The 25,851-nt window shown below is 63.4% G+C and carries 21 protein-coding genes and 3 pseudogenes; 11 read left to right on the forward strand and 13 right to left on the reverse strand.

Going from position 1 to position 25,851, the window contains the following annotated elements:
- Positions 1-4: 4 nt before the first annotated feature.
- Both ACZ889_RS13400 and ACZ889_RS13405 read left to right on the forward strand, forming a co-directional pair.
- On the forward strand, positions 5-781 hold the full coding sequence (locus ACZ889_RS13400; RefSeq protein WP_180688380.1) for an ABC transporter ATP-binding protein: 777 nt from the start codon (positions 5-7) through the stop codon (positions 779-781).
- Positions 782-809: 28 nt separating this feature from the next.
- A complete protein-coding gene (locus tag ACZ889_RS13405) occupies positions 810-2,630 on the forward strand; it encodes a glycosyl hydrolase family 28 protein (RefSeq protein ID WP_476257444.1) in 1,821 nt (606 codons plus the stop codon).
- Here ACZ889_RS13405 and ACZ889_RS13410 read toward each other — a convergent pair.
- Entirely contained in the window at positions 2,615-3,361 is a 747-nt protein-coding gene (locus ACZ889_RS13410) for a FadR/GntR family transcriptional regulator (protein WP_012051868.1), read from the reverse strand. The genes ACZ889_RS13405 and ACZ889_RS13410 overlap by 16 nt on opposite strands.
- Before the next feature lie 96 nt (positions 3,362-3,457).
- Here ACZ889_RS13410 and ACZ889_RS13415 point away from each other — a divergent pair, with 96 nt between their 5' ends.
- Entirely contained in the window at positions 3,458-4,186 is a 729-nt protein-coding gene (locus ACZ889_RS13415; protein ID WP_144000304.1) for a FadR/GntR family transcriptional regulator, read from the forward strand.
- On the opposite strand, the pseudogene ACZ889_RS13420 reads toward ACZ889_RS13415, so the two are convergent.
- Together ACZ889_RS13420 and ACZ889_RS13425 are read right to left on the reverse strand one after the other, a co-directional pair.
- A pseudogene (locus ACZ889_RS13420) lies at positions 4,146-4,271 on the reverse strand (LysR family transcriptional regulator); the annotation flags it as partial. The gene ACZ889_RS13415 and the pseudogene ACZ889_RS13420 overlap by 41 nt on opposite strands.
- Positions 4,272-4,361: 90 nt before the next feature.
- Positions 4,362-4,769: pseudogene (locus ACZ889_RS13425) on the reverse strand (XdhC family protein); the annotation flags it as partial.
- Between the two features lie 71 nt (positions 4,770-4,840).
- Here ACZ889_RS13425 and ACZ889_RS13430 point away from each other — a divergent pair.
- Positions 4,841-5,479 carry a TetR/AcrR family transcriptional regulator gene (locus ACZ889_RS13430; RefSeq protein WP_180688378.1) on the forward strand — a complete coding sequence of 213 codons (639 nt, stop codon included), beginning with the start codon at positions 4,841-4,843 and terminating at the stop codon, positions 5,477-5,479.
- Between the two features lie 3 nt (positions 5,480-5,482).
- On the opposite strand, the gene ACZ889_RS13435 is transcribed toward ACZ889_RS13430, so the two are convergent.
- The 4 genes from ACZ889_RS13435 to ACZ889_RS13450 form a co-directional block, all read right to left on the reverse strand.
- Positions 5,483-9,046 carry a molybdopterin cofactor-binding domain-containing protein gene (locus tag ACZ889_RS13435; protein WP_180688377.1) on the reverse strand — a complete coding sequence of 1,188 codons (3,564 nt, stop codon included), beginning with the start codon at positions 9,044-9,046 and terminating at the stop codon, positions 5,483-5,485.
- On the reverse strand, positions 9,043-9,516 hold the full coding sequence (locus tag ACZ889_RS13440) for a (2Fe-2S)-binding protein (protein WP_004577303.1): 474 nt from the start codon (positions 9,514-9,516) through the stop codon (positions 9,043-9,045). The genes ACZ889_RS13435 and ACZ889_RS13440 overlap by 4 nt, the downstream gene beginning before the upstream one ends.
- A gap of 719 nt (positions 9,517-10,235) precedes the next feature.
- Positions 10,236-10,712 (reverse strand): MarR family winged helix-turn-helix transcriptional regulator, encoded by a 477-nt coding sequence (locus tag ACZ889_RS13445; protein WP_180688376.1) that lies wholly within the window; start codon positions 10,710-10,712, stop codon positions 10,236-10,238.
- Between the two features lie 70 nt (positions 10,713-10,782).
- On the reverse strand, positions 10,783-11,835 hold the full coding sequence (locus ACZ889_RS13450) for a 2,5-dihydroxypyridine 5,6-dioxygenase (protein WP_028699472.1): 1,053 nt from the start codon (positions 11,833-11,835) through the stop codon (positions 10,783-10,785).
- 321 nt (positions 11,836-12,156) lie between these two features.
- On the opposite strand from ACZ889_RS13450, the gene nicC reads away from it, so the two are divergent.
- The 6 genes and pseudogenes from nicC (at position 12,157) to ACZ889_RS13480 (ending at position 18,486) form a co-directional block, all read left to right on the forward strand.
- Positions 12,157-13,305, forward strand: a complete 1,149-nt coding sequence (gene nicC, locus ACZ889_RS13455) for a 6-hydroxynicotinate 3-monooxygenase (protein ID WP_476257445.1) — start codon at positions 12,157-12,159, stop codon at positions 13,303-13,305.
- Entirely contained in the window at positions 13,302-14,108 is an 807-nt protein-coding gene (gene nicD / locus ACZ889_RS13460) for an N-formylmaleamate deformylase (protein WP_180688374.1), read from the forward strand. Before nicC ends, nicD begins: the two co-directional genes overlap by 4 nt.
- 13 nt (positions 14,109-14,121) lie before the next feature.
- Positions 14,122-14,874: a maleate isomerase gene (locus ACZ889_RS13465; RefSeq protein WP_003251112.1), complete on the forward strand. Its 753-nt coding sequence runs from the start codon at positions 14,122-14,124 to the stop codon at positions 14,872-14,874.
- A gap of 15 nt (positions 14,875-14,889) precedes the next feature.
- Positions 14,890-15,533 (forward strand): annotated as a pseudogene (locus ACZ889_RS13470) (N-carbamoylsarcosine amidohydrolase).
- A 208-nt stretch (positions 15,534-15,741) separates the two neighbouring features.
- Positions 15,742-17,055, forward strand: coding sequence for an MFS transporter (locus ACZ889_RS13475; RefSeq protein ID WP_003251108.1), 1,314 nt, complete (start codon positions 15,742-15,744; stop codon positions 17,053-17,055).
- Between the two features lie 138 nt (positions 17,056-17,193).
- Positions 17,194-18,486 (forward strand): OprD family porin, encoded by a 1,293-nt coding sequence (locus ACZ889_RS13480; RefSeq protein WP_014756042.1) that lies wholly within the window; start codon positions 17,194-17,196, stop codon positions 18,484-18,486.
- A 170-nt stretch (positions 18,487-18,656) separates the two neighbouring features.
- Here the strand turns inward: ACZ889_RS13480 and ACZ889_RS13485 are convergent, their stop codons facing one another.
- The gene (locus ACZ889_RS13485; RefSeq protein WP_274147262.1) at positions 18,657-18,842 is read right to left on the reverse strand and encodes a hypothetical protein; all 186 of its coding nucleotides are present in this window, start codon (positions 18,840-18,842) and stop codon (positions 18,657-18,659) included.
- Positions 18,843-19,690: 848 nt separating this feature from the next.
- The gene (locus ACZ889_RS13490) at positions 19,691-20,596 is read right to left on the reverse strand and encodes a LysR family transcriptional regulator (RefSeq protein ID WP_003251100.1); all 906 of its coding nucleotides are present in this window, start codon (positions 20,594-20,596) and stop codon (positions 19,691-19,693) included.
- A gap of 98 nt (positions 20,597-20,694) precedes the next feature.
- Between ACZ889_RS13490 and ACZ889_RS13495 the strand changes: the two genes are divergently transcribed.
- On the forward strand, positions 20,695-21,456 hold the full coding sequence (locus ACZ889_RS13495) for a sulfite exporter TauE/SafE family protein (RefSeq protein ID WP_180688372.1): 762 nt from the start codon (positions 20,695-20,697) through the stop codon (positions 21,454-21,456).
- A gap of 1 nt (position 21,457) precedes the next feature.
- On the opposite strand, the gene ACZ889_RS13500 is transcribed toward ACZ889_RS13495, so the two are convergent.
- The 4 genes from ACZ889_RS13500 to ACZ889_RS13515 all read right to left on the reverse strand — a co-directional run bounded on the left by ACZ889_RS13500 (position 21,458) and on the right by ACZ889_RS13515 (position 25,626).
- Positions 21,458-22,882: a GGDEF domain-containing protein gene (locus ACZ889_RS13500; protein ID WP_180688371.1), complete on the reverse strand. Its 1,425-nt coding sequence runs from the start codon at positions 22,880-22,882 to the stop codon at positions 21,458-21,460.
- Positions 22,883-23,019: 137 nt separating this feature from the next.
- Positions 23,020-24,849 carry an SLC13 family permease gene (locus tag ACZ889_RS13505; protein WP_476257446.1) on the reverse strand — a complete coding sequence of 610 codons (1,830 nt, stop codon included), beginning with the start codon at positions 24,847-24,849 and terminating at the stop codon, positions 23,020-23,022.
- Between the two features lie 125 nt (positions 24,850-24,974).
- Positions 24,975-25,367, reverse strand: coding sequence for a glycine zipper domain-containing protein (locus tag ACZ889_RS13510; protein WP_003251091.1), 393 nt, complete (start codon positions 25,365-25,367; stop codon positions 24,975-24,977).
- A 73-nt stretch (positions 25,368-25,440) separates the two neighbouring features.
- Positions 25,441-25,626: a hypothetical protein gene (locus ACZ889_RS13515; RefSeq protein WP_004577263.1), complete on the reverse strand. Its 186-nt coding sequence runs from the start codon at positions 25,624-25,626 to the stop codon at positions 25,441-25,443.
- Positions 25,627-25,851: the final 225 nt, after the last annotated feature.

Raw genomic sequence — 25,851 nt, forward strand, 5'->3', positions numbered from 1 at the left:
GACCATGTCCATGATCCAAGCACACGCATTGAACCTGAGCTTTGGCGTTGGCGCCACGCTCAACCAGGTGCTGCACAATGTCGACCTGAGTGTCGAAGATGGCGAGTCATTTGGCCTGGTGGGGGAGTCCGGCTCTGGCAAGACCACGGTATTGCGCTGCCTGGCCGGCCAGTACCGGCACTGGAGCGGAGCCCTGAGCATTGACGGCGTGCCGTTGCAACACAAGCTCCCCAAGGAGCACTTTCGCAAGGTGCAGATGGTGTTCCAGGACCCCTATGGTTCGCTGCACCCGCGCCATACCATCGACACTGCACTGCGCGAGCCGCTGGTGATCCACGGCATGGATGAGCGCAACGATCGCATCAACGACATCCTCGTCAAGGTAGGTCTCAACGACAGCTACCGTTACCGCTACCCGCACCAGCTGTCCGGTGGCCAGCGTCAGCGCGTGGCTATCGCCCGGGCGTTGATTCTTGAGCCTAGGGTGCTGTTGCTCGATGAGCCCACGTCGGCGTTGGATGTGTCGGTGCAGGCAGAAATTCTCAACCTGTTGTCCGACCTGCGTCAGTGCGAGAAGCTCACCTACCTGATGGTGACGCACGACCTGGGTGTGGTCAGCCATCTGTGTGACAAGGTCGCGGTGATGCAGCAGGGGCGTATCGTCGAGCAACTGGACTGCCGGGCACTGAGCCAGGACCAGGCCACCCACGATTACACACGAATGCTGGTGCAAGCCAGCCGCGACTTCAGCGCAGATCGTGCCCCGGCCATGTCGGCCTGAACCCGGCAATTACAAGGAAGACAAGCACATGCCGAATGCCAACCTTGCGCCCGCTTCGCGGGTGCGTGCTGCCGTGGTTGCCCTGGCCATGGGCAGCAGCTTGCCGCTGTGGGCCGTAGAGGCCCCGGCAAAGGTCCAGGTGCCGACGCTGGCCTACGACGACCGGCAGATCATCCTGGTGTGGGAAAAGCCCGCCAGCCATGCCGAGATCGTCGACTACCACGTGTACGCCAATGGCCAGTTGCTGGGTGCAAGCAACGCCAACAACGAGCAGGTGTCACCGGCCAAACCGTACATCGACCGGTTTTACGAGCAGGACCTGCACAACTTCCACCACCGCATCGCCATTCACAGCTTCACCGCCCAAGGGCTTGCCCCCGATACCGAGTACCACTTCACCGTGCGCTCGGTCGATCGCAATGGCAAGGAGTCTGCTGACAGCCCCGTGGTTGTGCAGCGAACCACGGCCATACCGGCGCTGTTCAACGTGCAGCGCTACGGTGCCAAGGGCGATGGCAAGGCGCTCGACACGGCTGCCATTCAGCGTGCCATCGATGCTTGCAGCAAGGGCTGCAAGGTGTTGCTGCCTGCCGGCACGTACAAGAGCGGGGCGATTTACCTCAAGAGCGACATGACCCTGGAAATCGCCGAGGGCGCTACCCTGTTAGGTTCCGAGCGTGCCGAGGACTACCCGCGCCAGGGCTATATCCAGTACCCGTATTCCACCACCGTGCGTCCGGCCTCGCTGATCAATGCCTTGCCGCGCGACCCGCGTGCGCATCAGGCCTTCGAGAATATCCGCATCGTCGGCAAGGGCACCATCGACGGCAATGGCTGGAAGCGTAACCCGGATGTGCTCGACGAGCGCGGGCAAGCCTTGCCCTTCTACCTGCCCAGCGACAACAGCCGCTACATGCACGATGGCGTGCTGGCCAAGGCTCAGGTGGAGCGGGCGGTGGCCGAGGGCATGAACGTCAAGGACGCCTACGGTCAGATGCGTTCCTCGCTGATTACCCTGCGCAATGTGAAAAACGTGTTCTATGGTGGCTTCACGGTGGTCAACCCGGCCTACCACGGCATCATGAACCTGGAGACGCAGAATGTGGTGCTGGCTAACACCACGCACCGTACCTACGACGCCAACAACGGCGACGGTATCGAGTTTGCCAACAGCCGCGGCGCCCTGGTGTTCAACAACTTCTTCGACACCGGAGACGACTGCGTCAACTTCGCCGCCGGCACTGGGGCGGATGCGGTCCACCAGAAGGCGCAGGAGGAGGCCTGGATCTTCAACAACTATTTCCGCAAAGGCCATGGCATGGTCGTGGCGGGCAGCCATACCGGCGCGTGGATTCAGAACATCCTGGCCGAGGACAACGTCTCCGATGGCACCGATGCCGGGCTGCGCATGAAAAGCACCAACTTCATGGGCGGCGGCGCACGCCACGTCACTTTCCGTGATTCGGCCATCCGCAACACGGCAAAACAGGCCTTCATCTTCACCCTGGATTACAACGACCCGAATGCCAAGCTCGATTACAAGCGCTCGGCGGTGGCGGGGCAGTTCCGGGATATCACGGTCAGCGACGTAAGCGTTGAAAACGCCCGCACCGCTGCCATCGAGGTGAAGGGCGATAGCAGCCATGGCGCCTGGCATCAGGGCTTGGTGTTTGAACGAGTGCGCTTTCGCGGGCCAGCCCCGGTGAAGATCGATGGCCTCAAGGATTCGCGTTTCGACGGGCTTCGCTTCATCGACACCGGGGGTGCCAACCCTTGGCAGGTGCAGGGCAGCCAAGGGCTTGTCTATACGGACGTAGAGCCCGCGCCGGGGCCTCAGGCCTCGCTGTAGAATGCCTGTAGCCGTTGCGCCTCACGCAGGCGCATACGGCTGTTGCTCAGGTGCAGGTACATGGCGGCGCGCGCCGCATCCACCTGGCGGCTGGCGATGGCGTCGTAGATCTGCTGATGTTCGGCATTGATACCGGCCAGGTAGGTACTGCGGTTGCTCTGCCCGGTATAGGCAGAGTTCATGCGCGTGCGGGGGATCATCTTGGTGCCCAGGTGCTTCATGATATCGATCAGGTACTGGTTACCCGCGGCCTTGGCAATTTTCAGGTGGAACTGGAAGTCGGCGTTGGTCGTGCTGCCGGATTTTTCCGGGCCTTGCATCAGGGCTTCCAAGGCTTGCTGCAGTTCTTCGAGTGCCTGTGGCGTGGCCCGTTCGGCGGCCATGCCGGCGGCTTGCACTTCCAGGCTTAGGCGGTATTCCAGCAGGTCGAGCACATCGGACAGCAGGCTGATGGTTGCCGGCCCCACGTTGAAGCTCTCCGGTGCCGGCATGTCCAGCACGAAGGTGCCCACGCCGTGGCGGGTCTCGACCAGGCCCGCTGCCTGCATGCGCGACAACGCTTCGCGTACTACCGAGCGGCTGACGCCTTCGGTTTCGATCAGTGTGGCTTCGGTCGGCAGCTTGTCACCACGCTTGAGCGTGCCCTCACGCATGCGTTGGGCGAAGCGCTCGACCAGTGCTTCGGCCAGGCGGCGAGGCTGTTGAGGGGGGCTGGCGGTCGGGTTCGGCATTACTGTGCTCTTGTGTTGGCAGCGGGCAGTATAGTGCGTTTTGGCCCCGGGCAGCGGGTATACTCCGGGATCTTCCGCTTAGCAAAGGTTCGCCCAATGGCTTCTGCCACCCCGGAAAAACGCCTGAATCTCGCCCAGCAACTGGTGCATGACCTGTCGCAGCAGATTCTCTCGGGCGAATTGCCAGCGGGAAGCAAATTGCCCACTGAAGAAGCCGTGACCAAAGCGCGTGGCGTAAGCCGTACCGTGGTGCGCGAAGCCATGTCACGGTTGCAGGCCGAAGGCCTGGTAGAAACCCGCCGTGGTATCGGCACCTTTGTTGTAGACGCCATCCCGGCAGGTGACTTCCAGAGTGCCAACCCTGGAATGGGGGGCGCATACAACGAGGTGGCGATCATCGAGCTGCGGCTTTGCCTTGAAGTCGAGGCGGCTGCCATTGCTGCCCAGCGTGCCACCCCAGAGCAACTGGCTGCCATGCGGGCGGCGCTGGATGGGAGTGTCGCTACGCAGTCTGCACCCTGCATGCGTACCGACTTCGAGTTTCACCTGCAGATAGCCCAATGCACGGGCAACAGCTTTTTCATCGACACCATGACCCATCTTGGGCATACCTTGTTGGCTGCGGCCCAGCAAGCAGTGCCAGGTGGCGATGCCGAGCAACGGGCACTGGAGGCGCGGGAGCGTGAGCAAGTGCATGCCGCGATTACCCGCAAGGATGCCGGTGCTGCCCGCGCTGCCATGCGGCTGCACTTGGTCAACTGCCTGACACGTGCCCAGCGCGCGGTCAGCGAGTGTCCGAAAACAGATCGAACATCAATTGCCTGAGCCATCGGTTGGCCGGGTCCTTGATGTACCGTCTGTGCCAGAACAGGTTGATCTCGATGTTCGGCAACTTCACGGGTGGCGGCAGTAAGCGATGATTTGCAGGGCGACCTGAACCGTGCCCGGCAGTTGGCGGGGCAGGCGCAGGCTGCTTGATGGCTTGGGGCGGTGGCTAACCTCACAGCGCATCCCGCGCCTTGCCCCGATACACCCGCAGCACATCCGCCATCACCGCCAGCGCGATCTCCGCTGGCGCCTTGCTGCCCAGGTCCAGCCCAATAGGCATGTGCAGCCGTTCTATCTGCTTGTCGGTCAGCCCGCCAATCCGCTGCAGCCGCTCGGCGCGACGGGCTGACGTGGCCGCCGAACCCATGGCGCCTATATAGAACGCTGGGGTATTCACCGCCTCCATCAATGCCAGGTCATCGATTTTCGGATCATGCGTCAGCGCCACAATGGCGGTAGCCGCATGGCAACCACCCGCAGCAATGAACAGAGAAGGCAGCACCCGATGCATCTGTGCGCCCTCGATTACGACGTGCGCCATCTCCTCGCGCGGGTCGCAGGCGATGACCTCGCAGCCCAGTCGAAAAAGCCGCGCAATGGCTCAATGTCTGTGGCAGTGTTGGGTATCTGGCCAGCCCCACAGGGACCGACATGCAAACTCGCAAAACCGGTGTTCGCGCCCAGCAGGCCGACCGCACCCGGGACAATATTCTCAAGGCCGCAGTGAAGGTCTTCAGCAAGGAAGGCTTCACTGGTGGGCGCATCGAGCAGATCTCCACACTGGCCAAGTCCAACGACCGGATGATCTATTACTACTTCGGCAACAAGGAAAAGCTGTTCATCAGTGTGCTGGAGCACATCTATGCCAGCTTCAACCAGGCCGAAGCGAAGCTGCGCCTCGACCTCGCCGACCCTGAGCAGGCCCTGCGCGAGCTGGTGGCGTTTATCTGGGACTATTATGTGCGCCACCCCGAATTCGTCACCATCCTCGCCACCGAAAACCTTCACCAGGGCTTGCACGCGCGCAAGTCGCAAAACCTCAGGGCGCTGTCCGGCGAAGCGGTCGGCGTGCTGCGGCCGATCATCGAGGCCGGACAGGCAAAGGGCCTGTTCCGCGACGATATCTGCATTACCCACGCCTACCTGATGATTGCCTCGCTCTGCTACTTCTATAACTCCAACCGCCATACGCTCAGCTCGTTCCTGGCCGTCGACCTGGCCGACAAGCAGGCCAAGGCCGATTGGCTGGCCTTCATCAGTGACCTTGCGCTGCGCGGCTTGCGCCGCTGAGCCTCAGTGGCTGCCAGGGTTGGCGCGTACCTGCGCAGCCTTGGACGCCAGCCCTTGCCAGGCCGGTTTGTCGGCGGCAAAACGATGGCGCAGGTAGGCCGCGAGGTCGGCTACCTGGCGGTCCGACAGGCTGTCCTTGAAACCGGGCATGTAGCCCAGGTCGCGGGTTGCCGGGGTCGGAATGCCGTGCAGCACCACGCGCAGCAGGTTGTCCGGCAGGTCACTATGGACGTTGCTGTTGACCGCCATCGACGGGCTGACGCCAAACAGCTTCGGCCCCAGCCCATCACTGTGGCAGGCCAGGCATGCACCTTTGAATACCCGCTCGCCGTTGCTCAGCGACACTGGCGAGTCCACCTGAGGCGCGGCATTGGCCGCCAGTGCCTGCGGCTCGCCATCCAGGGAGCTGAGGTAGTGGGCGATGGCGCGCACGTCGCTTTTTGGCAGGGTGGCAAGCTCACTGACCACCGGGCCCATGGGGCCGGCCGCCACGCCGTGTTTTTCGGAGAAGCCGGTGCTGAGGTAGTTGAACAACTCGTCTTCGCTCCACGGCGTCGATGACTTGCCCAGGGCATTCAAGGCCGGGGCCTCCCAGCCATCGACCATGCCGCCAGCAAGGTAGCTGCTACCGCCTTTTTCTGCGCCCATCAGGTTGCGCGGCGAATGGCAGGCTGTGCAGTGGCCCAGGCCGTCGACCAGGTAGGCACCGCGGTTCCACTGCGCGCTGCGCTGCGGGTCGGGCTGGTATTCGCCGCGTTGCAAAAACAGCGCATTCCAGCCGGCCATCAGCGGCCGCTGGTTGAACGGGAAGCGCATCTGGTTGGCGGGCGCTTCCTGGCCTACCGGGGTTTGCGACATCAGGTAGGCATACAGCGCTTGCAGGTCGGCGTCGTTGATGTTGCGAAACGAGGTGTAGGGAAACGCCGGGTACAGGTGCCGGCCATCGCGGCTGATACCTTCGCGCATGGCCCGCTCGAAGGCAGCGAAGGACCAGCGGCCGATGCCGGTTTCCGGGTCGGGGGTAATATTGGTGCTGTACAACGTGCCAAAAGGCGTATCCATTGCCAGCCCCCCGGCATTGACCTTGCCGCCGCCGACCGTATGGCACACGGCGCAGTCGCCGGCCGCCGCCACCTGGCGCCCGCGCTCGAGCATGGCGGCGCTCCAGCTGCCGACACCAGGTGGCGTTACCGGGGCGATTTCGGCGCGCCAGGGCAAGGCGGTGGCAAGCATGCCCAATGCGGCGCCGAACACCCCGGCCAGCGAGCCGAACCACCACTTCGAACGCTTGGTTGACGGCTGCGCTGGCGCGGGTGCATCTGGCCCTTGGCCTTCGCCACCGAGCGCAGCGCGCACGCGTTCGGCAGTGATCGGCAGCTCGCGAAAACGAATGCCGGTGGCGTCGAAAATGGCATTGGCGATGGCCGCTGCGCTGGGTACCGAGGCTGACTCGCCACTGCCCATTGGCGGTTCGTGCTGGCGCGGCAGCATCATTACGTCGATAGCTGGCACCTCGGGGAAGGTCAGGATCGGGTAGCCGCCCCATTCCTTGCTCGCCACCGTCGACTCTTCGAAGCTGACCTGCTCCTTGAGTACCCGGCTGGTGGACTGGATGACGTTGCCGTGGATCTGGTGACGCACACCCTCGGGGTTGACCATCATCCCGGCATCGTGGCCAATCACCACACGGGTGACGGCGACTTCGCCTGTGCGCCGGTCCACTGCGACATCAGCCACCCAGGCTGCCCAGGCCGCGCCGAAGCCGGGGAATTTACTGTGGATATAGCGCGCATAGGCAAAACCCCGGCCGCGCAGCACGTCACCTTCGGCCTGTGTCTGCATGGGCCGGGTATGTGGCTGCCATTGCGCGCGTTCAGCGGTGGCTTTGACCAGGTCGATGGCGCGCGGGTCGGACAGGTGCTTGAGGCGATATTCGACCGGGTCGACGCCAGCGGCGAAGGCCAGCTCATCAATGTACGACTCGTGGGCGAAGCTGTTGGGCATGGCCGACACCCCCCGCATCCATGAGGCACGCACCAGTGGCGTCATGTCATTGATGGTGACGCGCATGTGTTCGTAATCGTAGGGCGGGATCGACGTGCGATCGCCCATCTCGAACAGCGCCGGCACCGGTTCCACGGCACCGGTCAGCAGCAGGGCCAGGGTGGGCGCGCCATTGGACGGGTAGCTGGTCTGGAAGTCATAGGCGGCCACGCTGCCATCGGCGTTCAGGCCGCCATCGATTTCCATCAGCTGCGCGGTGCCCTTGGGCTCCCATACGTGTTCCTGTTCGCGGGTCAGCTGCACCCGCACCGGGCGCTGCACCGCACGCGACAGCAGCACCGCGTCGGCGCACACGTCATCGGCGCAGTTGCGGCCATAACAGCCGGCTGCCTCCATGCGAATGATCTCGATCCGTGCTTCGTCGCACGCCAGCAGCCAGGCCAGGTCTGCGCGCAGCAGGTGCGGGTTCTGCGTACCTGACCACACGCGGATCTGCCCTGCGGTGAAGTCGGCCAGCGCACATGATGGGCCGATCGATGCGTGCAGCTGGTAAGGCCACAGATAGCTGCGGCTCAGGCGCTGGCTGGCATTGGCGATGCCGCCGTCGACATCGCCCTGGTCCAGCACGGTGCGCTGCACGCGCGGGTTGTCGCGGATGGCCTGGGCGACATCGCTAAGGTCGGGCAGTTTGCCTGTGAATGGCTTCCAGCTGATTTTCAGCTCATGGGCTGCACGGATGGCTTGCTCTTCGCGCTCTGCCACCACGCCGACGAAGTCGCGGATGACCACCACGGCGACCACGCCGGGTAGATGGGCGATGGAGGATTCATCCACCGCCAGCAGGCTGTTGCCGACAAAGTCGCCGCTGTCATGGCCGGCATAGGGTGGGCGGATGACCCGACCGTGAAGCATGTTGGGCAGGCGCATGTCGTGCACATAGGTCAGCTCGCCGGTGGCCTTGCCAGGGATGTCTACCCGTGCGGCGCTACGCCCGACCAGGCGGTAGTCCTCGATGGCCTTGAGCGGGGCGTCGTCGGCAATGTGCAGCCGGAGGTTCTCACCTTGCACCAGTTCGGCAAAGCTCAGCGTGCTGCCGTTACTGGCGATAACCGTGCCGTCTTCAATGCGCAGCATTTCGGGCGGGCAGCCAAGGCGTAGGGCGGCCTGTTGCAACAGATAGCGTCGCGCTGTGGCTGCGGCCTTGCGCAGCGGTACCGCGGAAATCTGCAGGGTGGCGCTGGCAATGGTCGCGCCCTGGTTGGGTGCCCGCTCGGTGTCGCCCAGCACCATGTGCACCTGGTCCATGCGCACGTCCAGCTCTTCGGCGACGATCTGCGCCAGCGAGGTGCGGATGCCAGTGCCCAGGTCGACATGGCCATTGAAGGCGTAGACCATGCCGTCGTCGCTGACCGCGATGAACAGCGCCAGCTCACGTTCCTTGACTGCAGGTGTCACGCCCTTGGCCACAGGGCCTGAGGGTGGGGTGATCTGGTCGACGATCAGCAACACGCCGGTCTTGGCCAGCATTTGGTCGCGGCTGGGCACCTGTTGTGAGTGGTTCATGGCTTTCTCCGGGTCTCGGCAGCGCGGCGCACGGCGCGCAGGATTTCGACGTGGGTGCCGCAGCGGCACAGGTTGCCGGACAGCTCATTGCGAATCTGTTCGTCGCTGGGCTCGGGAATGCGATCGAGCAGGGCCTTGGCGGTCATGATCATGCCGTTCATGCAGTAACCACACTGGGCCGCTTGCTCGTCGATGAACGCCTGTTGCACCGGGTGCGGCGCGGCCTTGCAGCCCAGCCCTTCGAGGGTGGTGATATCGCGGCCGGCGGCGCCGGCCAAGGGGATGACGCAGGAGCGGGCGGCCACTCCGTCGATGATCACCGTACACGCCCCACACTCGCCCAGGCCGCAGCCGTACTTGGGGCCGTTCAGGCACAGGTCGTTGCGCAGGATCAGCAGCAGCGGGGTGTCAGGCATGGCGCTGACTTCGACGGGCTGGCCGTTGACCTGCAGGGAGATGGTTGTTTGCATTATTGGCTCATCTCTGGAGGTTGCTTGCGCTACCAAAGGACTCAAATGACGCGAGAGTTTCGGTAAGTACTCACTACATGAAATGAGTGAGCAAGAAGCAGGCCAGAGATGAATCTGCAGAGAACTGTGATGGGGGGCAGGGAGGAAGATTGTCGGCGCCCGGGAAATCGAGCGCCGCCCGCGCGGCGCATCGCGCTGTGCCGAACCCCCGATGCGTGTGTAGGAGCGGGTTTACCTGCGAATACGGTGGCTGCTGCAACGGTGATCGGCAGGTGGAGATTGGCCAGCAGGACCGGCCCATTCGCGGGTGAACCCGCTCCTACGGCGGCCTGTGCCGAACCCCCGATGCGTGTGTAGGAGCGGGTTTACCCGCGAATACGGTGGTGGCGGCAACGGTGAACGGCCGGTGGAAATTGGCTGGCAGGCCCGGCCCTTTCGCGGGTAAACCCGCTCCTACGACGGCCTGTGCCGAACCCCCGATGCGTGTGTAGGAGCGGGTTTACCCGCGAATACGGTGGCGGCGGCAACGGCGAAGGGCGGGTGGAAATTGGCCAGCAGGCCCGGCCCTTTCGCGGGTAAACCCGCGCCTACGACGGCCTGCGCCCAACCCCCGATGCGTGTCCAATGTGAGCGAGCTTGCTCGCGAAGCGCCGCGCGGGCGGCGCTCGATCTCTCAGGCCGCGTATCTGTGACGGCCACCGCGGCAGTCACAACAAATTTCAGCCCGCGTTTTCGTCGCTGTCGATCATCTTGCGCAGCAGGTACAAAATGGCTACGCGTTCACCGGCATTCAGGCTGCCCATGCTCAGTTCGCTGATCTGCCGGGCGCAGGGGATCATTGCATCGAGCAATGCTGCGCCGCTTTCGGTGAGTTCGACGATGACCTTGCGCCGGTCGCCCGGGTCTGGCGAAAGCTGCACCAGCTCGCGCGCCTTCAGGCGCTCGACGATGCCGCGGATGGTTGCCTGGTCCACTGCGGTGGCCTTGATCAGTTCGGCCTGGGAGCTGGGGCCGTGATCGCGCAGGGCGCACAGGGTGACGAACTGGATCGAGGTAAGCTGCGGGTCGCAGGCCTGTTGCTGGAAGATCGCCGTGTGCCGTTGGTAGGCCTTGCGCAGCAAGTGCCCGACCTGTTCGGTAACGTCGTAGGGGGTGTTGTCGAGCGGGGCGCTGCTGGGGGTGATTTTTTTCGACATAGGATGGCTTGGGCTGGGTGGAAAGAGGCTGGCCGGCCGCCAATAGCGGAGCGCCCGGCCAGTATAACCCCTATCGCGCTCGCGACTCCTCTGGTGCAACCACGTCGCCGGCCAGCACTACCGCCTTGTCATCCAGGTAGATATCGCAGTTGCGCAGCGGGATGTCCAGGTGGCACGGGGTCTTGCGCTTGCCGCCGACCTCGGTGTTGGGGCCAGTGGAGAACAGGAAGTTGCCGTAGAACGCACGGGCATCCATGCACATGCCGTCGTTGCGGTCGTGCAGGCCCATGGCCGTCCATTGCGCGCGCGGCTGCAGGCCCCAGCCTATGTGCGAGATGCCGTATACCTCGGGGTCGTTGAAGTACTTCATGTAGTCACGCAGGTACTCGGCCTCGAAGCCGCCATGTATGCCGGTGATGAAGCCTTTTTCGATTTCCAGGGTGATGCGCTCGCGGCAATAGTTCTTGAACGGCAGGATGATGTCGCCCACGTCCAGCACCAGCGTGCCCTCGGCGCTGTCCTCGTTCGGCCAGGTGAACAAAAAGCCGCTGGGCCAGTGGTCCCAGCGCCCCGGTTCGTCGGCATAGCCGTACTCAGTCACGGCCGGGTACTGGCCGAGCGGGGCGTGGAAGTCGCTACCGGCCTTGGACCGCACATGCAGGCTGCGCGCCTGTTTCAACAGGGTTTCGGCAGCCAGCACCCGGCGTTTGTCGTCTTCGGTCGGCAGCATGCGCGCCAGCACCTCGGGTGGCTCCACGGCCAGCAGGATGCGCGTGCCGGTCTTGAGAATCTGCTCCTGCTCGGGTGAGTGCAGCAGCATCATGGTGTCGACGATCAGGTCGGCGGCTTCCAGCGCCCGCTGCGCCGCCAGGTTGCCGGTCAGCGCGGTGTCGCCGCAGTAGGCCGTCATGTCGTTGCCCATGGCGGTCGGGTGGTTGAACGCCGGCAGCTCTACTGCATACACCTTGGCCTTCAAACGCTGGGCGGCCTCCATGGCGGCGTTGACCGTGCGCGGGTCGGAGTAGTGGCTCTTGAGCACGGCCACGCTCTGCGTTTCGTCCACGCGAGACAGCTTCAGTACATGCTCGAACATCTGGGTCAGTTGTGCATTGCTCACCGGCATCGGGGTTCTCCTGGGTGGCGTTGACAGGGGCGCACCATGGCAGTGCCTGGTGCTTCATCTCGGTGCAAAATAATAGCGTGTACACCCTACTTGTGCAGATGAAAACGCATCCTGCCAGCGAGCGCAAGTTATCTGTTCAAACGTTACATATCCACACATTGTCCAGTATTTACGGTAACAATAAGCCGGGTGTCGTTTCGATCAGCTGTTTGAAAAATATTTTCAGCAGGCTCTTTTCAAAGGTCATTTGTAGCGTATACGCTCTAAATCGTCAGGCGGTTGAGCCGCTGGCCACCTATCAGAACAAGAGGAGACATACCCATGCGGGGTAGGCAGAAAATCGCAATCGTCGGTGCAGGTCTGGGTGGGGCAGCCGCCGCCACGTTGCTGCAACAGGCCGGGTTCGATGTCGAGGTATTCGAACAGGCTCCGGCGTTCACCCGCCTGGGCGCGGGCATTCATATCGGCCCTAACGTGATGAAAATCTTCCGCCGCATGGGGCTGGAGCAGAAGCTGGAGCTGATGGGCTCGCACCCGGACTTCTGGTTCAGCCGCGACGGCAATACCGGTGATTACCTGTCGCGCATTCCGCTGGGCGAGTTTGCCCGCCGCGAATACGGCGCCGCTTACATCACCATCCACCGTGGCGACCTGCACGCCCTGCAGATCGAGGCCATCAAGCCGGGCACCGTGCACTTCGGCAAGCGCCTGGAAAAGATCGTCGACGAAGGTGACCAAGTGCGCCTGGACTTTGCCGACGGCACCCACACCGTGGCCGACATCGTCATCGGGGCCGACGGCATCCACTCGAAGATCCGTGAAGCGTTGCTGGGGGCTGAAGCGCCGATCTACAGCGGCTGGGTCGCGCACCGTGCACTGATTCGCGGGGTGAACCTGGCACCGCATGCCGATGTGTTCGAGCCCTGCGTCAAATGGTGGTCCGAAGACCGCCACATGATGGTCTACTACACCACCGGCAAGCGCGACGAGTATTACTTCGTCACCGGCGTGCCACATGAAGCCTGGGACTTCCAGGGTGCGTTCGTCGACAGCAGCCAGGAAGAAATGCGCGCAGCCTTCGAAGGCTACCACCCCACCGTACAGAAGCTGATCGACGCTACCGAATCGATTACCAAGTGGCCGCTGCGCAACCGCAACCCGTTGCCGTTGTGGAGCCGTGGCCGCCTGGTGCTGCTGGGCGACGCCTGCCACCCGATGAAGCCACACATGGCCCAGGGCGCGTGCATGGCCATCGAGGACGCGGCCATGCTGACCCGCTGCCTGCAGGAGACCGGGTTGTCGGACCACCGCACGGCGTTCGCCCTCTACGAGGCCAACCGTAAAGAGCGGGCATCGCAGGTGCAATCGGTATCCAACGCCAACACCTGGCTCTACACCCAGGAAGACCCAGCCTGGGTTTACGGCTACGACCTCTATGGGCAGCAGCTTGAAAGCGGGGAGGCGGCATGAGCACCTTCGTCGCTGGTGGTAACGTCAGCGCCAATGGCATCCGCCAGCATTACCTGCGCTATGGCGGCAAGGGCCATGCGCTGATCCTGGTGCCGGGCATCACCAGCCCAGCGATCACCTGGGGCTTTGTTGCCGAGCGCCTTGGGCAGTATTTCGACACCTATGTGCTGGATGTGCGCGGGCGCGGCTTGTCTTCAAGCGGCCCCGGACTGGACTACGGTACCGACGCTTGTGCTGCGGATATTCCCGCCTTTGCCGCAGCGCTGGGCCTGGATGGCTACCATCTGGTCGGGCACTCGATGGGTGCGCGTTTTGCCATCCGCGCTGCCGCCCAAGGGGCGCCGGGGCTGCAGCGGCTGGTGCTGGTCGACCCACCGGTGTCCGGTCCGGGCCGCCGCGCCTACCCGAGCAAGTTGCCGTGGTACGTCGATTCGATCCGCCAAGCCACGGTTGGCATGAGCGGCGATGACATGCGCGCCTTCTGTGCCACCTGGAGCGACGAGCAGCTGGCCCTGCGTGCCGAGTGGCTGCACACCTGCTACGAGCCGGCGATCGTGCGGGCCTTCGATGATTTCCACGAGGTCGATATCCACCAGTACCTGCCCGCGGTGCGCCAGCCGGCATTGCTGATGGTGGCCGGGCGGGGTGGAGTGATCGAGCCCCGTGACATTGCTGAAATGCGCGAGCTCAAGCCGGATATCCAGGTCGCGTACGTGGACAACGCCGGCCACATGATCCCCTGGGATGACCTGGACGGTTTCTTCGCCGCCTTTGGCGACTTCCTCGACCACCCCCTCGTCTGACGGAGCACGAGACATGACCCAGCTATACCGCATCGGCCAGATCGTGCCGAGTTCGAACACCACCATGGAAACCGAAATTCCGGCGATGCTCAACGCGCGCCAGGCGATCCGCCCCGAGCGGTTCACCTTCCATTCCAGCCGCATGCGCATGAAGCAGGTGAAGAAGGAAGAACTGGCCGCGATGGACGCCGAGTCCGACCGCTGCGCAGTCGAGCTGTCCGACGCCAAGGTCGATGTGCTGGGCTATGCCTGCCTTGTGGCGATCATGGCCATGGGGCTGGGCTATCACCGCCAATCTGAAAAGCGCCTGCAGCAGGCCACCGCCGACAATGATGCGCTGGCACCGGTGATCACCAGCGCCGGGGCGCTGGTCGAGGCCTTGCATGTGATGAAGGCCAAGCGCATTGCCATCGTCGCACCGTACATGAAGCCGCTGACCGAGCTGGTGGTGAACTACATCCGCGAGGAAGGCTTCGAGGTGCAGGACTGGCGCGCGCTGGAAATCCCCGACAACCTCGCCGTGGCCCGTCACGACCCGGCCAACCTGCCGGGCATCGTCGCCGGCATGGACCTTGAAGGCGTCGATGTGGTGGTGCTGTCGGCGTGCGTGCAGATGCAATCGCTGCCGGCAGTGGCCAAGGTCGAGGCGCAAACCGGCAAGCCGGTGGTCACCGCAGCAATCGCTACCACCTACGCCATGCTCAAGGCGCTGGACCTGGAGCCGATCGTGCCTGGGGCCGGTGCCTTGCTGTCGGGCGCCTACTGAAATCGGGAGACGGACATGAGCGACGCACAAAGTGCCCGTGACAACTACCAGGGTGTGTGGGGCCAGCGCATCGGCTTTGGCCGCAAGCCGGCCCTGCTGATGATCGACTTCATGCAGGGCTACACCACCCCGGGCGCACCGCTGTACGCCCCGGGCGTGGTCGCAGCGGTCGAGCAGGCCGCCGCGGCCTGCTGGCGCTGGCCCGCGACTGCGGTACCTTGGTGGTGCATACCAACATCCGTTACCAGCCGCCGCATTTTGCTGACGGCGGCGTGTGGGTGCGCAAGGCGCCGGTGATGAAGGACATGGTCGAAGGCAACCCGCTGGCAGCCTTTTGCGAGGCCGTTGCGCCACAGGCAGGGGAGGTGGTGCTGAGCAAGCAGTACGCCAGCGCTTTCTTCGCCACCAGCCTGGCCCCGCTACTGCATGCACAGGGGGTGGATACCGTGGTGCTGGCTGGCTGCTCGACCAGCGGCTGCATCCGCGCCAGTGCGGTGGATGCCATGCAGCACGGGTTTCGAACCATCGTGGTGCGCGAGTGTGTCGGTGACCGCCACAGCGACCCGCACGAAGCCAACCTGTTCGACATCGACAGCAAGTACGGCGATGTCGTCACCCGGCAGGATGCCATGCAGCAACTCAGGCACCTGGCCGGCTGAACGCCGGGCAGCGCCTACCCAATAACAATCAAGGACCGGTGCGGGAAGCCCGTCCATGACCGCCTGCTGTCCGGGTGGTCGCCCCGCAGGAGCACTCGGGGTCTTCAGGCGCTGTCCAGGCTCGCCGCGTAGAATGCGCGGCGTGCCCGGCGCGTCGAAAACTGCTGGCCTTAAAACAACCACAAAGTCGCCCGCCAGGAGACAGGAAATGCCAATTGCGAATGCAACCACGGTCCACAGTGACATCGACCATGGCACGAAAGCGCTGTACAGCAAGATCACCTGGAGGCTCATCCCCTTCTTGTGTTTCTGCTACCTCGCAGCTTATCTGGACCGCATCAATGTCGGCTTCGCCAAGCTGCAGATGCTCGAAGACCTGCAGTTCAGCACAGCGGCCTATGGCCTGGGTGCAGGGCTGTTCTTCGTCGGCTACATCATCTTCGAAGTGCCGAGCAACCTGATCCTGCAGCGCGTTGGCGCCAAGCTGTGGATCGCCCGCATCATGATCACCTGGGGCCTGCTGTCGGCCTGCACCATGTTCGTCACCAGCACCACCCAGTTCTATATCCTGCGTTTCCTGCTGGGTGCGGCCGAGGCCGGCTTCCTGCCAGGCGTGTTGTACTACCTGACCATGTGGTACCCCACCTATCGCCGCGGGCGCATCATTGCCCTGTTCATGATCGGGCTGCCGTTGTCGAGCGTGATTGGCGGGCCGATTTCTGGCTGGATCATGGGGCATTTCGACCAGGTTCAAGGTTTGCATGGGTGGCAGTGGCTGTTCCTGCTGGAGGCGATCCCCAGCGTTTTGCTCGGCATCCTCACGTTCTGGGCATTGCCTAACCATTTTCAGCAGGCCAAGTGGCTGTCGGCTGACGACAAGGCACAACTGGCGGCAGACCTGGCCGCCGACGATGCCGAGGGCAAGGACAGCAAACACAGCTTCCGCGATGGCTTCTTCAACCTTAAGGTGTGGATGCTCGGTGGTATCGACTTTTCGATCCTGCTCAGCGCCTATGCGATGGGCTTCTGGATGCCGACCTTCATCCGCGATGCGGGCGTCAGCGACACCTTCCATATCGGCCTGCTCACGGCCATTCCAAGCCTGGCCGCGCTGGCCGGCATGCTCATGATCGGGGCCAGCTCCGACCGCCACCGCGAGCGCCGCTGGCACATCATCGTGCCGTTCATCATTGGTGCAATCGCCATGGCCAGCAGCACCTTGTTCAGCCAGAACCTGGTGATGACCGTGGTGCTGTTCGCCATTGCCTCGGCGGCGATCATCGGCGCGGTGCCGGTGTTCTTCAGCCTGCCGGCGACTTTCCTCAAAGGCACCGCAGCCGCCACCGGCTTTGCCCTGGCCTGTTCGGTAGCCAATATCGCCGGCCTGGTGAGCAACTCACTGATGGGCGTGGTCACCGACCTCACCGGCACCTCGCACGCTGCGCTGTGGGTGTTTGCCGGCTGCCTGATCCTCAGCTGCTTCCTGGTCATCGCCTTGCCGGCCAAGCTGGTCAACCGCTAGCGGCCCAGCGCTTCACGCAACGGCAGGGCAGGCGGGCCGGGGGCCCGCCTGCCGACCTCTCTCGATGCAACCCGCACGCCGGTGGCCATGCAGTGCCGCCGCGCCGGGTTGCTGTTGCCCAAATCCAGGAGTAGCCCTATGCAAGGTTTCACTGCGCCGCGTTTTTCTTCGTCTGCACGCCTGGCCGGCGGTTGTATTGCCGCCGCTTTGTGTGCAGAGGCCACGGCAGAAGAGGCCGGTTTCATCGAAGGTGCCCGCGCCACGCTGCAGGCGCGCAATTACTTCTTCAGCCGCGACTATGCCGATATCAAGGGCGCCAGCACCCAGTCGCGTACCCAGGAATGGGCGCAGGGGTTTATCCTCAATGCCAGCTCCGGTTATACCCAGGGCACCGTTGGCGTGGGTGTGGATGTTACCGGCCTGCTGGGTTTCAAGCTCGACAGCAGCCCGGAACATGCCCGGTCCGGGTTGCTGCCCAGCCTGGACAGCGGCAAGTCGGCGGACGAATACAGCCGCCTGGGTGCGGCGATCAAGTTCAAGGTGTCGCAAACCGAGCTGAAGGTGGGCGAGTTGATGCCCAACCTGCCGGTGCTGCTGTTCAGCGATTTGCGCCTGCTGCCGCCGACTTACCAGGGCGCGATGCTGGAGTCGCGCGAGTTCGCCGGGTTGACCCTGAGCGCCGGCCAGTTCCGCTCCACCAGCCTGCGCGACTCGTCCAACAGCCAGAAGATGTACGCGCTGGTCAACGACCCGATCAACCCGGCGCGGCTGGCGCGCTTTACCAGCGACCGGTTCAACTACGTGGGTGCCGACTATGCCTTCAACGACAACCGTACCAGCGTCGGTGTCTGGCAGGCGCAGTTGGAGGATATCTACCAGCAGCGCTTCTACAGCTTCAAGCATGCCGAGCCGATCGGGGGCTGGACGCTGGGGGTCAATGCCGGTTACTTCGATGCCCGCGAGGACGGGAGCAAGGTGGCTGGCGACTACGATAACCATGCGCTGTTCAGCCTGTTCTCGGCCAAGACCGGCGGGCATACCTTCTATGTGGGCTATCAGCAGATCGGCGGGGATGACGGCTTTATCCAGGTAGGCGCCAACACCAACCCGATGGGTAATACGCTGCCGACCTATGAGTTCTCGGCGCCGGGTGAACGCTCGTGGCAGGTGCGCCATGATTACAATTTTGTCGCCTTGGGGCTTCCGGGGCTGACGTCGACCCTGCGTTATGTAAAGGGGCGAGACGTGGAAACAGGGCTGGGCTTTGAAGGGCGTGACCGCGAGCGTGACCTGGACCTGGCCTACGTGGTGCAAAGCGGGCCGTTGGCCGGGCTTGGGATACGGGTGCGCAACGTGATGGCGCGCTCCAACTACCGGACAGATATAGATGAGAACCGCTTGATTCTGAGTTACACGATCAAGGTGTTCTGAGGGGGTAGGTGACCCGGCGCCAGCTCGGTTCCCGAAGCAACCTTGTGCTGCGAAGAAGCAATAACTGCCTAAGGCAGTCGTTTGCCTTACCGCGCTCTTCGCAGCGCAAGGCTGCTCCTGCACGTGCTGGGTAGGTTTGAGCTGTGGAGCATGACAATGGCTCTTGCAGGTCACTGCAAGGTGTCGGGCTTCAGGCTATCTGGCAGTTGCCGAATGGCCTCCTCAAGCCGCGCGATCGGCCCGGTGAGTTGATCCGCTTCCTTGTCCTTGCCTTCACCTCTTAAGCGCTCACGCTCAACGCGCAGGTTAAGCAGATTTTTCTGCAACTTCAGTGCAGAGGTTTTGAACGAGTCCATGCTTTTCTCACGCTGTAGGCTTCCGTACCGTTGTAGGAAAAATGGACCGTAGCAGCTCGAATTTGCCGGAGAAACTGATGTTTCATACAGGCAAGACTCATTGCCACGCCATTTCCTACAGAGTGCGGTAAGCAATCCTACAAGTCGTGTTTCAGATCGTGTCCCCCCAAGCAAGCTCAATCTACCGTATTGGCTGGGTTCAGGCGCTTTCGAGGGGCAGCGCGCTGAACGCAGGTACTCCACAAAGCTGGAGGCGTGTTTAGAAACTTCATGTATCAATTGCCCGCCCGCGAGCGACACGTGCTCAGCGTCCACCACTGCGGCTGAATCCAGCCCAGCGGCATCTGCGCATCACATCTGATCCGCTTTTTTTCCATAAACCTGAATCTGTAACCGTATCAGCCCAAGCTCGACAATGTGCCCATTCCCGCATCACAACTGTAGAGGTTCCAATGGGCAAGCTGGCGCTGTTCCTGGGTGGTTTTCTGCTGCTGACCATTCTGATTGGTATTCTTGGCACCATTCCGCCAAGCTGAGTTCAACTGCGTTTTCCCCTGCGCGGCCCGTCCACTCCAAGCGACGGGCCCAATCTATTGGCCAATGGCCGGTCATCTTTTTCATCGCACTGCTGGATCAGCATCAGGTGCAAGTCATTCTCAGGGCAGGAGCGGATCGAGCTGGTCAAGTTGGCCAATTCGCCTTTCTCCTTGTGCGATAAGTCGTTCTTTACGCTGGGAAATCTGTCCACAAAAAACGTGGGTAGGTCTGTGGATAAAGTGCTGCAAGCCAGACCCGCGGCGGGCTCTGTTAAATTGAGCAGAAATTGAACAGTCGTTTCATGGCCTGTTTCAGCGTAGCGGGCCGGCTCGGCGCAGGGCGGCCAGCAAGTCACGCACCCGCGTCGGCAACTCGCCGGCAGGGTATACAGCATGCATCTGTGGGTCCTGGCCGCTACTTGACGTCAAGCGGTACTGCGGGCACACCCGCACCAGGCGGCCGGCCTTGACCTGTGCTTCGCCGACCCAGGCGGCAAGGCGAGCGATGCCGGCGCCGGCCAGGGTGCTGTGGTACACCGCGCCTCCTGAGCCCAGGCGGAGCCTGGGCCTGGGGCGCAGGCTGGTGATCTGGTCATTGTGGCAAAAGTGCCAGGCCTTGAGGATGCGTGGCGCGGTATGCAGGATCAAGGTGTGTCCATCCAGGTCTTCCGGATGTTGCGGTGTGCCAGCCAGGGCCAGATATGCCGGGCTGGCATACAGGTGGCGCTGGTAGGGCCAAAGCGGGTAGCCGATCAGCTCGCTCGATTGCGGGAAGGCACCGCGCACCACGAAATCGAATTTACCTTGCAGCGGGTCAAGGGCTTCGTCGCTGTACTGCACGTCCAGGGTCACCTGAGGGTGGCGGCGGGAAAACTCGGCAAGCACTTGCGGTAGCACATGCTCTCCCAGCAGTTGCGGCGCGGCAAAGCGGATCCAGCCTTGGGCGCTGCCGCTGAGCGCGGCCAGTTCGTCGGCAGCATCGCGTTGCACATCCAGCAAGCGTTCGGCATGCGGCAGCAAGCGCTCGCCGGCCTCGGTCAGGGTGACGGCGTTGGCGTTGCGGTTGAGCAGTTTGCTTCCCGCATTGTCTTCCAGGGTTTGTACCGCGCGTGTAACTGCGCTGGGTGAACGCCCCAGGGCGCGGGCGGCAGCAACGAAGCTGCGCTTGTGCGCCACGCTGACGAACGCCTGGATTTCCCGCAGCATGTCCAGTGCCATTGCCTGCTCCTCGTTGCAGCTATCGCAATATGGCATTTCAACACAAGTGTGCCACTTTGATTAGCCTTGCAGGCGTCTTCACTGCCTGGAACCGCGTCATGATGGATATTGCTGTGCTTTCTGTGTTCGCCTTCGCCGCTGGGTTGATCGACGCCGCGGTGGGTGGCGGCGGGCTGATCCAGATCCCGGCCTTGTTCAACGTGTTGCCCTCCGCGCAACCGGCCGCATTGCTCGGCAGCAACAAACTGGCGTCCGTGTGCGGAACGGCCTTCGCAGCCCGCTCGTTCATCCGTAAAGTGACGCTGGATTGGGGGTTGATCGTACCGGCGGCACTCAGTGCCTTTGTCATGTCGTTCGCGGGGGCCGCCACGGTGTCGCTGGTACCCCCCAGCGTGATGCGCCCGGCGGTGCTGGTGCTGATCGTGCTGATGGCTGTCTACACCTTCTGCAAGAAGGACTTCGGCACCTTGCACACACCTGCCCAGGTCGGCCGCAAGGAGCAGTGCCTGGCAGTGCTGATCGGCGGCGCTATCGGCTACTACGATGGCCTGTTCGGCCCGGGCACCGGTAGCTTCCTGATCTTCCTGTTCATCCGCTTCTTCGCCCTGGACTTCCTGCACGCCTCGGCTTCGGCCAAGGTGGTGAACATTGCCACCAACCTGGCGGCGCTGGTGTTCTTCGTGCCGACGGGCAACGTGCTGTACGCCATAGCCTTGCCCATGGCGGTGTGTAACATTCTCGGCGCGTTGACCGGTACCTGGCTGGCGGTCCGCAAGGGTGCCGGGTTTGTCCGCGGGCTGTTCCTGGTGCTGTTGTGTGTGCTGATCGCCAAGCTGTCGTGGGACCTGCTGGCCGGCTAGTTCAGATCACCAGGCGCTGTGCTTCGGCCTGTTCGACGCGGTTGCGGCCCCGGGCTTTGGCCCGGTACAGCGCCTGGTCGGCACTCGCCAGCAGTTCGTCCAGGCTGGGGGCCGGCATGTCTGCGTCGCAGCCTGCCACACCGATACTCACGGTAATTTGGAGGCGCTGGTCGGCCTGTGCCACGTGCAGGTCTTGGATGGCGCGGCGCAGGCGTTCGGCGATGAAGTTGGCCCGCTCTGGCGCAAGTCCGGGCAGGATGACAACGAATTCTTCGCCACCCAGGCGTGCGATCAGCTCATCGTTGTGCAGCTGGTCCTGGAGGGTGCTGGCGAATTGGCGCAGCACCTGGTCACCGACTGCATGGCCGTGGGCATCGTTGATCGACTTGAAGTGGTCGATGTCCAGCATCATCAGGGTCAGCGGCAGCGCCTGGGCGTGCTGTTGGCGGCTCTCCAGCAGCGCGTTGGCGCGGCGTGTGAAGGCGCTGCGGGTGAGCACTCCGGTGAGGTGATCGACGGTGGCCTGGTGCGCCAGGCGGGCCATGAGGCTACGGTTGGCCTGGCTGACGCAGGCCACCACCAGCGGCCCGAGCACCAGCATGGCGATGCCCAGGCGCGCCGACATCAGCGTGGTAACCCCAGGCTCGCTCTGCGGCACGCTGAAGTGCATGAGGTTTTGCGCCACGGCCACGATCAGCGTACTGCCGGCCGTGAGCGTCAGCAATGAAACCAGGAACGGTGAGTAGGTCCAGGCACACCACAGTAATGCGGCAATCGGGAAGGCAATGGCCCCAGGGCCACCGAAAGCGATGCTGAATGCCAGTGAGGCCAGCAGTACCAGTAACGGCGCCAGGCGTATGGGCTGCGCGCCGCCGCGCACCAAGGCCCGCACCGAGGGCGCTGTAAGCAGCACCGGCAGTACCAGCACACCGGTCGAGAACTGTTCGCTGAACCAGGCTAGCCAGGTGGCGCGCAACGACTGTTCGAACCACGGTGCGGCCATTACCGCTGCCATGCTGGCCGCCACCATGGCAGCGGCGGCGCAGGCAGCGAACACGCTAAGCACGCCGCGCGGGCTGCGCATGCGCCGGTGCATGCGAGGCAAGCGCGACATCAGCTGCCAGAGGGTGACCACCACGCCAAGATTGCACAGGTTGAACCACAGAGCCGGCCCCCAGGCGCTGCCACACAGCAGGTCGGCCCCGACCATGGCCAGCCACACCAGGCTAAAGCCCGTAAACGTGGCTTGACGGGGGTAGCGCAGGAGTACGCCGGCCAGTACCGCATTCACTGGCCAGAACAGCGACAGCGATTCGATCGGGCGTGCCAGGATGCCGCCCAGGGTGAGGGCGAAGGTCACGCCAAGTACAACGACATAAGGCAATACGCGCGATTGGGCTGGAAAAACCATGAACTCGACCGGCAAGCGGAAACGAAATCCAGGACAACGCGATAGAGCACCTGGGGCAATTACCTGCAGTGTGTTGGCTCAGGGTGGTTGATGTCAATCTGCCGCGATTGGTTGCGATAATGTCAAATTGCCTCTATTCCTGGCCACTTTCCTCACAGCCCGAAGAACCACGGCACCATCACGACGGTAACCAGCATCACCAGCACGGTGAACGGCACGCCAATCTTGACGAAGTCAGCAAAGCGGTATTGCCCGGGCCCAAGTACCAGCGTGTTGACCGGTGATGACACCGGCGTCATGAATGCCGCCGACGCGGCTAGCGCGACGGTCATGGCGAACGGGTAGGGCGACATGCCCAGCTGCGCCGCAGTGCTGACAGCCACCGGCGCCATCAGAACCGCGGTGGCGGTGTTGGAAATGAACAGCCCGATCACTGCGGTGACGGCGAACAGGCAGGCAAGAATGGCGCTGGGGCCGGCACCACCCAGCACGTTCACCAGCCCACCCACCGCCAGGTCGATGCCGCCGGTTTTCTGCAGCGCCTGGGCGAAGGGCAGCATGCCCACGATCAGCACCAGGCTTTGCCAGTGGATGGCGCGGTAGGCACTGTTCATGTCAATGCAACGGCCTGCGCCCATCAGCAGGCAGCCGATCAACGCTGCCATGACATTGGGTACGGCGCCGCTGACCATTAGCCCGACCATTACCGCCAGGCTAAGCAACGCTTGCGGCGCGCGGGTGCGGGCTGGTGCGACCAGGTCGATCTCGGCGGGCAGGCTCAGGACCAGGAAGTCTTTGGGCTTGCTCTGCAACTGGCGTACCGCCTTCCACGGGCCGACCACCAGCAGGGTGTCGCCAAGGCGCAGCTTTTCTTCCACCAGTTGCTCTTCGATAGCGGCCTGATCGCGGCGCAGGCCGACCACGTTGAGGCCATAGCGGGTGCGGAACGCCAGTTCGAGGATAGTCTTGCCGATCAACTGCGAGCCGGGCGGCAGCGAGACCTCAGCCATTCCCAAATCCTGGGATTGATCGATGAAGTAGGCGGCCTTGAAGTGCAGCGGCTCCAGGTGCATGGTTTGGCACAGGCTGCGCAGGTCGTCATGCTTGGCGAACAGGTCGAGCAGCAGCACGTCGCCCTGATGCAGCACGGTGCCCGAGTCGGCAGCGATCACGCGCGTGGTGAACTTGTGCTGGCGCTCGATACCGATCACGTTGGCGCCGTGTCTGGTGCGCAGTTTCAGCTCGCCGAGGTTGTGGCCGATCAGCGGCGACTGAGGGCGGATGCGCAGGCGTCGTTCACGGCCGTTGAGCTTGTAGTCCAGTACCAGGTCCAGCAAGGTGCGGCGGCTTTCCACCCGGCCGTCCTTGCGCACTTCACCGTTGAGCCAGTGGCGGGTCAGCAGCATGTAGCCAATGCCCAGCACCAGCACCACCAGGCCGAACGGGGTAAAGCTGAAGAAGCTGAACCCTGCTTCGCCATGGCGTACCAGCTCGCTGTGCACCACCACGTTGGGCGGTGTGGCGACCAGACTGAGCATGCCACTGATGAGGCCGGCAAAAGCCAGTGGCATCATCAGGCGGCTGGGTGACAGCTGCAGGCGCGCAGCGATGCTCAGCACCACCGGGATGAAAATGGCCACCACGCCGGTGGAGCTCATGATCGATCCCAGCCCGGCCACCGCCACCATCAGCAGTACCAGCAGGCGCGCCTCGCTATTGCCGGCCCGCTCGCTCATCCATTCGCCGATGCGATAGGCAATGCCGGTGCGCACCAAGCCTTCGCCAATCACGAACAGGGCGGCGATCAGCACCACGTTGGGGTCGCTGAACCCGGCCAGGGCCTGTTCCACGGTAAGGATGCCGAGTAGTGGCAGGGCGAGAATCACCAGCAGCGCGACCACGTCCATGCGTGGGCGGTTGATGACGAACAGGGCAATCACGATGGCCAGCAGGCCGAGGACCCAGAGCAACTCATGGTTCATGGGGAGGGGGTGTTCCTTCACACGGGGCACGATAGACAGTAGCAGTCAGTGTGCCAGCTTGTAGTGAAGGGGGTGTTGATGTGCTGCAACAAAAAGGGCCGCTATGCGGCCCTCCGGTCACGGGGTCAGTGACGGTGGCGGTGGTGCTTCTTGCTGCCGCGGTTGTCGTCGCCCAGATGGTTACCGAGGGCACCACCGGCCGCGCCGCCCAGGCCGGCACCCACGGTCGAACCGGTCTTGCCGCCTACTGCGCCGCCCAGCAGCGAGCCGCCAGCCGAGCCCAGGCCACCGCCAATGGCGGCTTCGGTACGGTTGCCCTTGCGCGCACCGACAGCGCTGCCGGCTGCGCCGCCAACGCCGGCACCGATGGCTGCGCCGGTCTTGCCGCCGAGCTGTTGACCAACAACGTTGCCCAGGACACCCCCCAGGCCACCGCCAATGGCGGCAGTACCGTCACCGGCGAAAGCGCCCTGGCACAGCAGCAGGCCGAGGGCAAGGGAAGGCAGAGTCAGACGCATGATACGAACCTCAAAGGAATCATCAGGATAAGTTGCCGCTCAACGTGCGGCAGGTCAGGGCTGAAAGGACGCTTCAGCGGTAGTAGCGGTCACCGCGGTATTGCCGATCGTCATCGTCGTCGCGGTCATGGCGGTGGTGGTGGCGATGGTCACGGTCGCGGTCACGCCAGCCGTCGTCATCATGGTAGCGATGGCTATGGCAACCTGCGGTCAGCAGGACAACAGCAACCAGAGAAAGGCTTGCAAGACGCGTGAGCACGATATAGGTCCTTGATCCGCATAGGTTTACGGGGCACCTTTTAAGACTGGGGCCGATCGATTTGGTTTCCCGGGCGGGCAAAAAAAATTGTGCGTCCAGCGATCAGCGCCAATGCGCCCGCCTGCACCAACGGGCTGTGGCGCTACCGGCATCGACCAGCCCTGGCGTATCGACGCGTTCCAGGCGCACTTGGCCGGCGGCGAGGTGCTCTGCAATGGGTCGCCT

The organism is Pseudomonas sp. TE3895, assembly GCF_056278855.1.

Excerpts from the sequence above, each read along its gene's own strand:
- ACZ889_RS13510 (WP_003251091.1), bottom strand. The coding sequence starts at position 25,367 with ATGCGTCTGACTCTGCCTTCCCTTGCCCTCGGCCTGCTGCTGTGCCAG.
- nicC (WP_476257445.1), top strand. The coding sequence starts at position 12,157 with ATGCGGGGTAGGCAGAAAATCGCAATCGTCGGTGCAGGTCTGGGTGGG.
- ACZ889_RS13495 (WP_180688372.1), top strand. The coding sequence starts at position 20,695 with ATGATGGATATTGCTGTGCTTTCTGTGTTCGCCTTCGCCGCTGGGTTG.
- ACZ889_RS13415 (WP_144000304.1), top strand. The coding sequence starts at position 3,458 with ATGGCTTCTGCCACCCCGGAAAAACGCCTGAATCTCGCCCAGCAACTG.
- nicD (WP_180688374.1), top strand. The coding sequence starts at position 13,302 with ATGAGCACCTTCGTCGCTGGTGGTAACGTCAGCGCCAATGGCATCCGC.
- ACZ889_RS13465 (WP_003251112.1), top strand. The coding sequence starts at position 14,122 with ATGACCCAGCTATACCGCATCGGCCAGATCGTGCCGAGTTCGAACACC.
- ACZ889_RS13480 (WP_014756042.1), top strand. The coding sequence starts at position 17,194 with ATGCAAGGTTTCACTGCGCCGCGTTTTTCTTCGTCTGCACGCCTGGCC.
- ACZ889_RS13450 (WP_028699472.1), bottom strand. The coding sequence starts at position 11,835 with ATGCCGGTGAGCAATGCACAACTGACCCAGATGTTCGAGCATGTACTG.
- ACZ889_RS13405 (WP_476257444.1), top strand. The coding sequence starts at position 810 with ATGCCGAATGCCAACCTTGCGCCCGCTTCGCGGGTGCGTGCTGCCGTG.
- ACZ889_RS13475 (WP_003251108.1), top strand. The coding sequence starts at position 15,742 with ATGCCAATTGCGAATGCAACCACGGTCCACAGTGACATCGACCATGGC.
- ACZ889_RS13505 (WP_476257446.1), bottom strand. The coding sequence starts at position 24,849 with ATGAACCATGAGTTGCTCTGGGTCCTCGGCCTGCTGGCCATCGTGATT.
- ACZ889_RS13430 (WP_180688378.1), top strand. The coding sequence starts at position 4,841 with ATGCAAACTCGCAAAACCGGTGTTCGCGCCCAGCAGGCCGACCGCACC.
- ACZ889_RS13410 (WP_012051868.1), bottom strand. The coding sequence starts at position 3,361 with ATGCCGAACCCGACCGCCAGCCCCCCTCAACAGCCTCGCCGCCTGGCC.
- ACZ889_RS13400 (WP_180688380.1), top strand. The coding sequence starts at position 5 with ATGTCCATGATCCAAGCACACGCATTGAACCTGAGCTTTGGCGTTGGC.
- ACZ889_RS13435 (WP_180688377.1), bottom strand. The coding sequence starts at position 9,046 with ATGAACCACTCACAACAGGTGCCCAGCCGCGACCAAATGCTGGCCAAG.
- ACZ889_RS13490 (WP_003251100.1), bottom strand. The coding sequence starts at position 20,596 with ATGGCACTGGACATGCTGCGGGAAATCCAGGCGTTCGTCAGCGTGGCG.
- ACZ889_RS13440 (WP_004577303.1), bottom strand. The coding sequence starts at position 9,516 with ATGCAAACAACCATCTCCCTGCAGGTCAACGGCCAGCCCGTCGAAGTC.
- ACZ889_RS13445 (WP_180688376.1), bottom strand. The coding sequence starts at position 10,712 with ATGTCGAAAAAAATCACCCCCAGCAGCGCCCCGCTCGACAACACCCCC.
- ACZ889_RS13485 (WP_274147262.1), bottom strand. The coding sequence starts at position 18,842 with ATGGACTCGTTCAAAACCTCTGCACTGAAGTTGCAGAAAAATCTGCTT.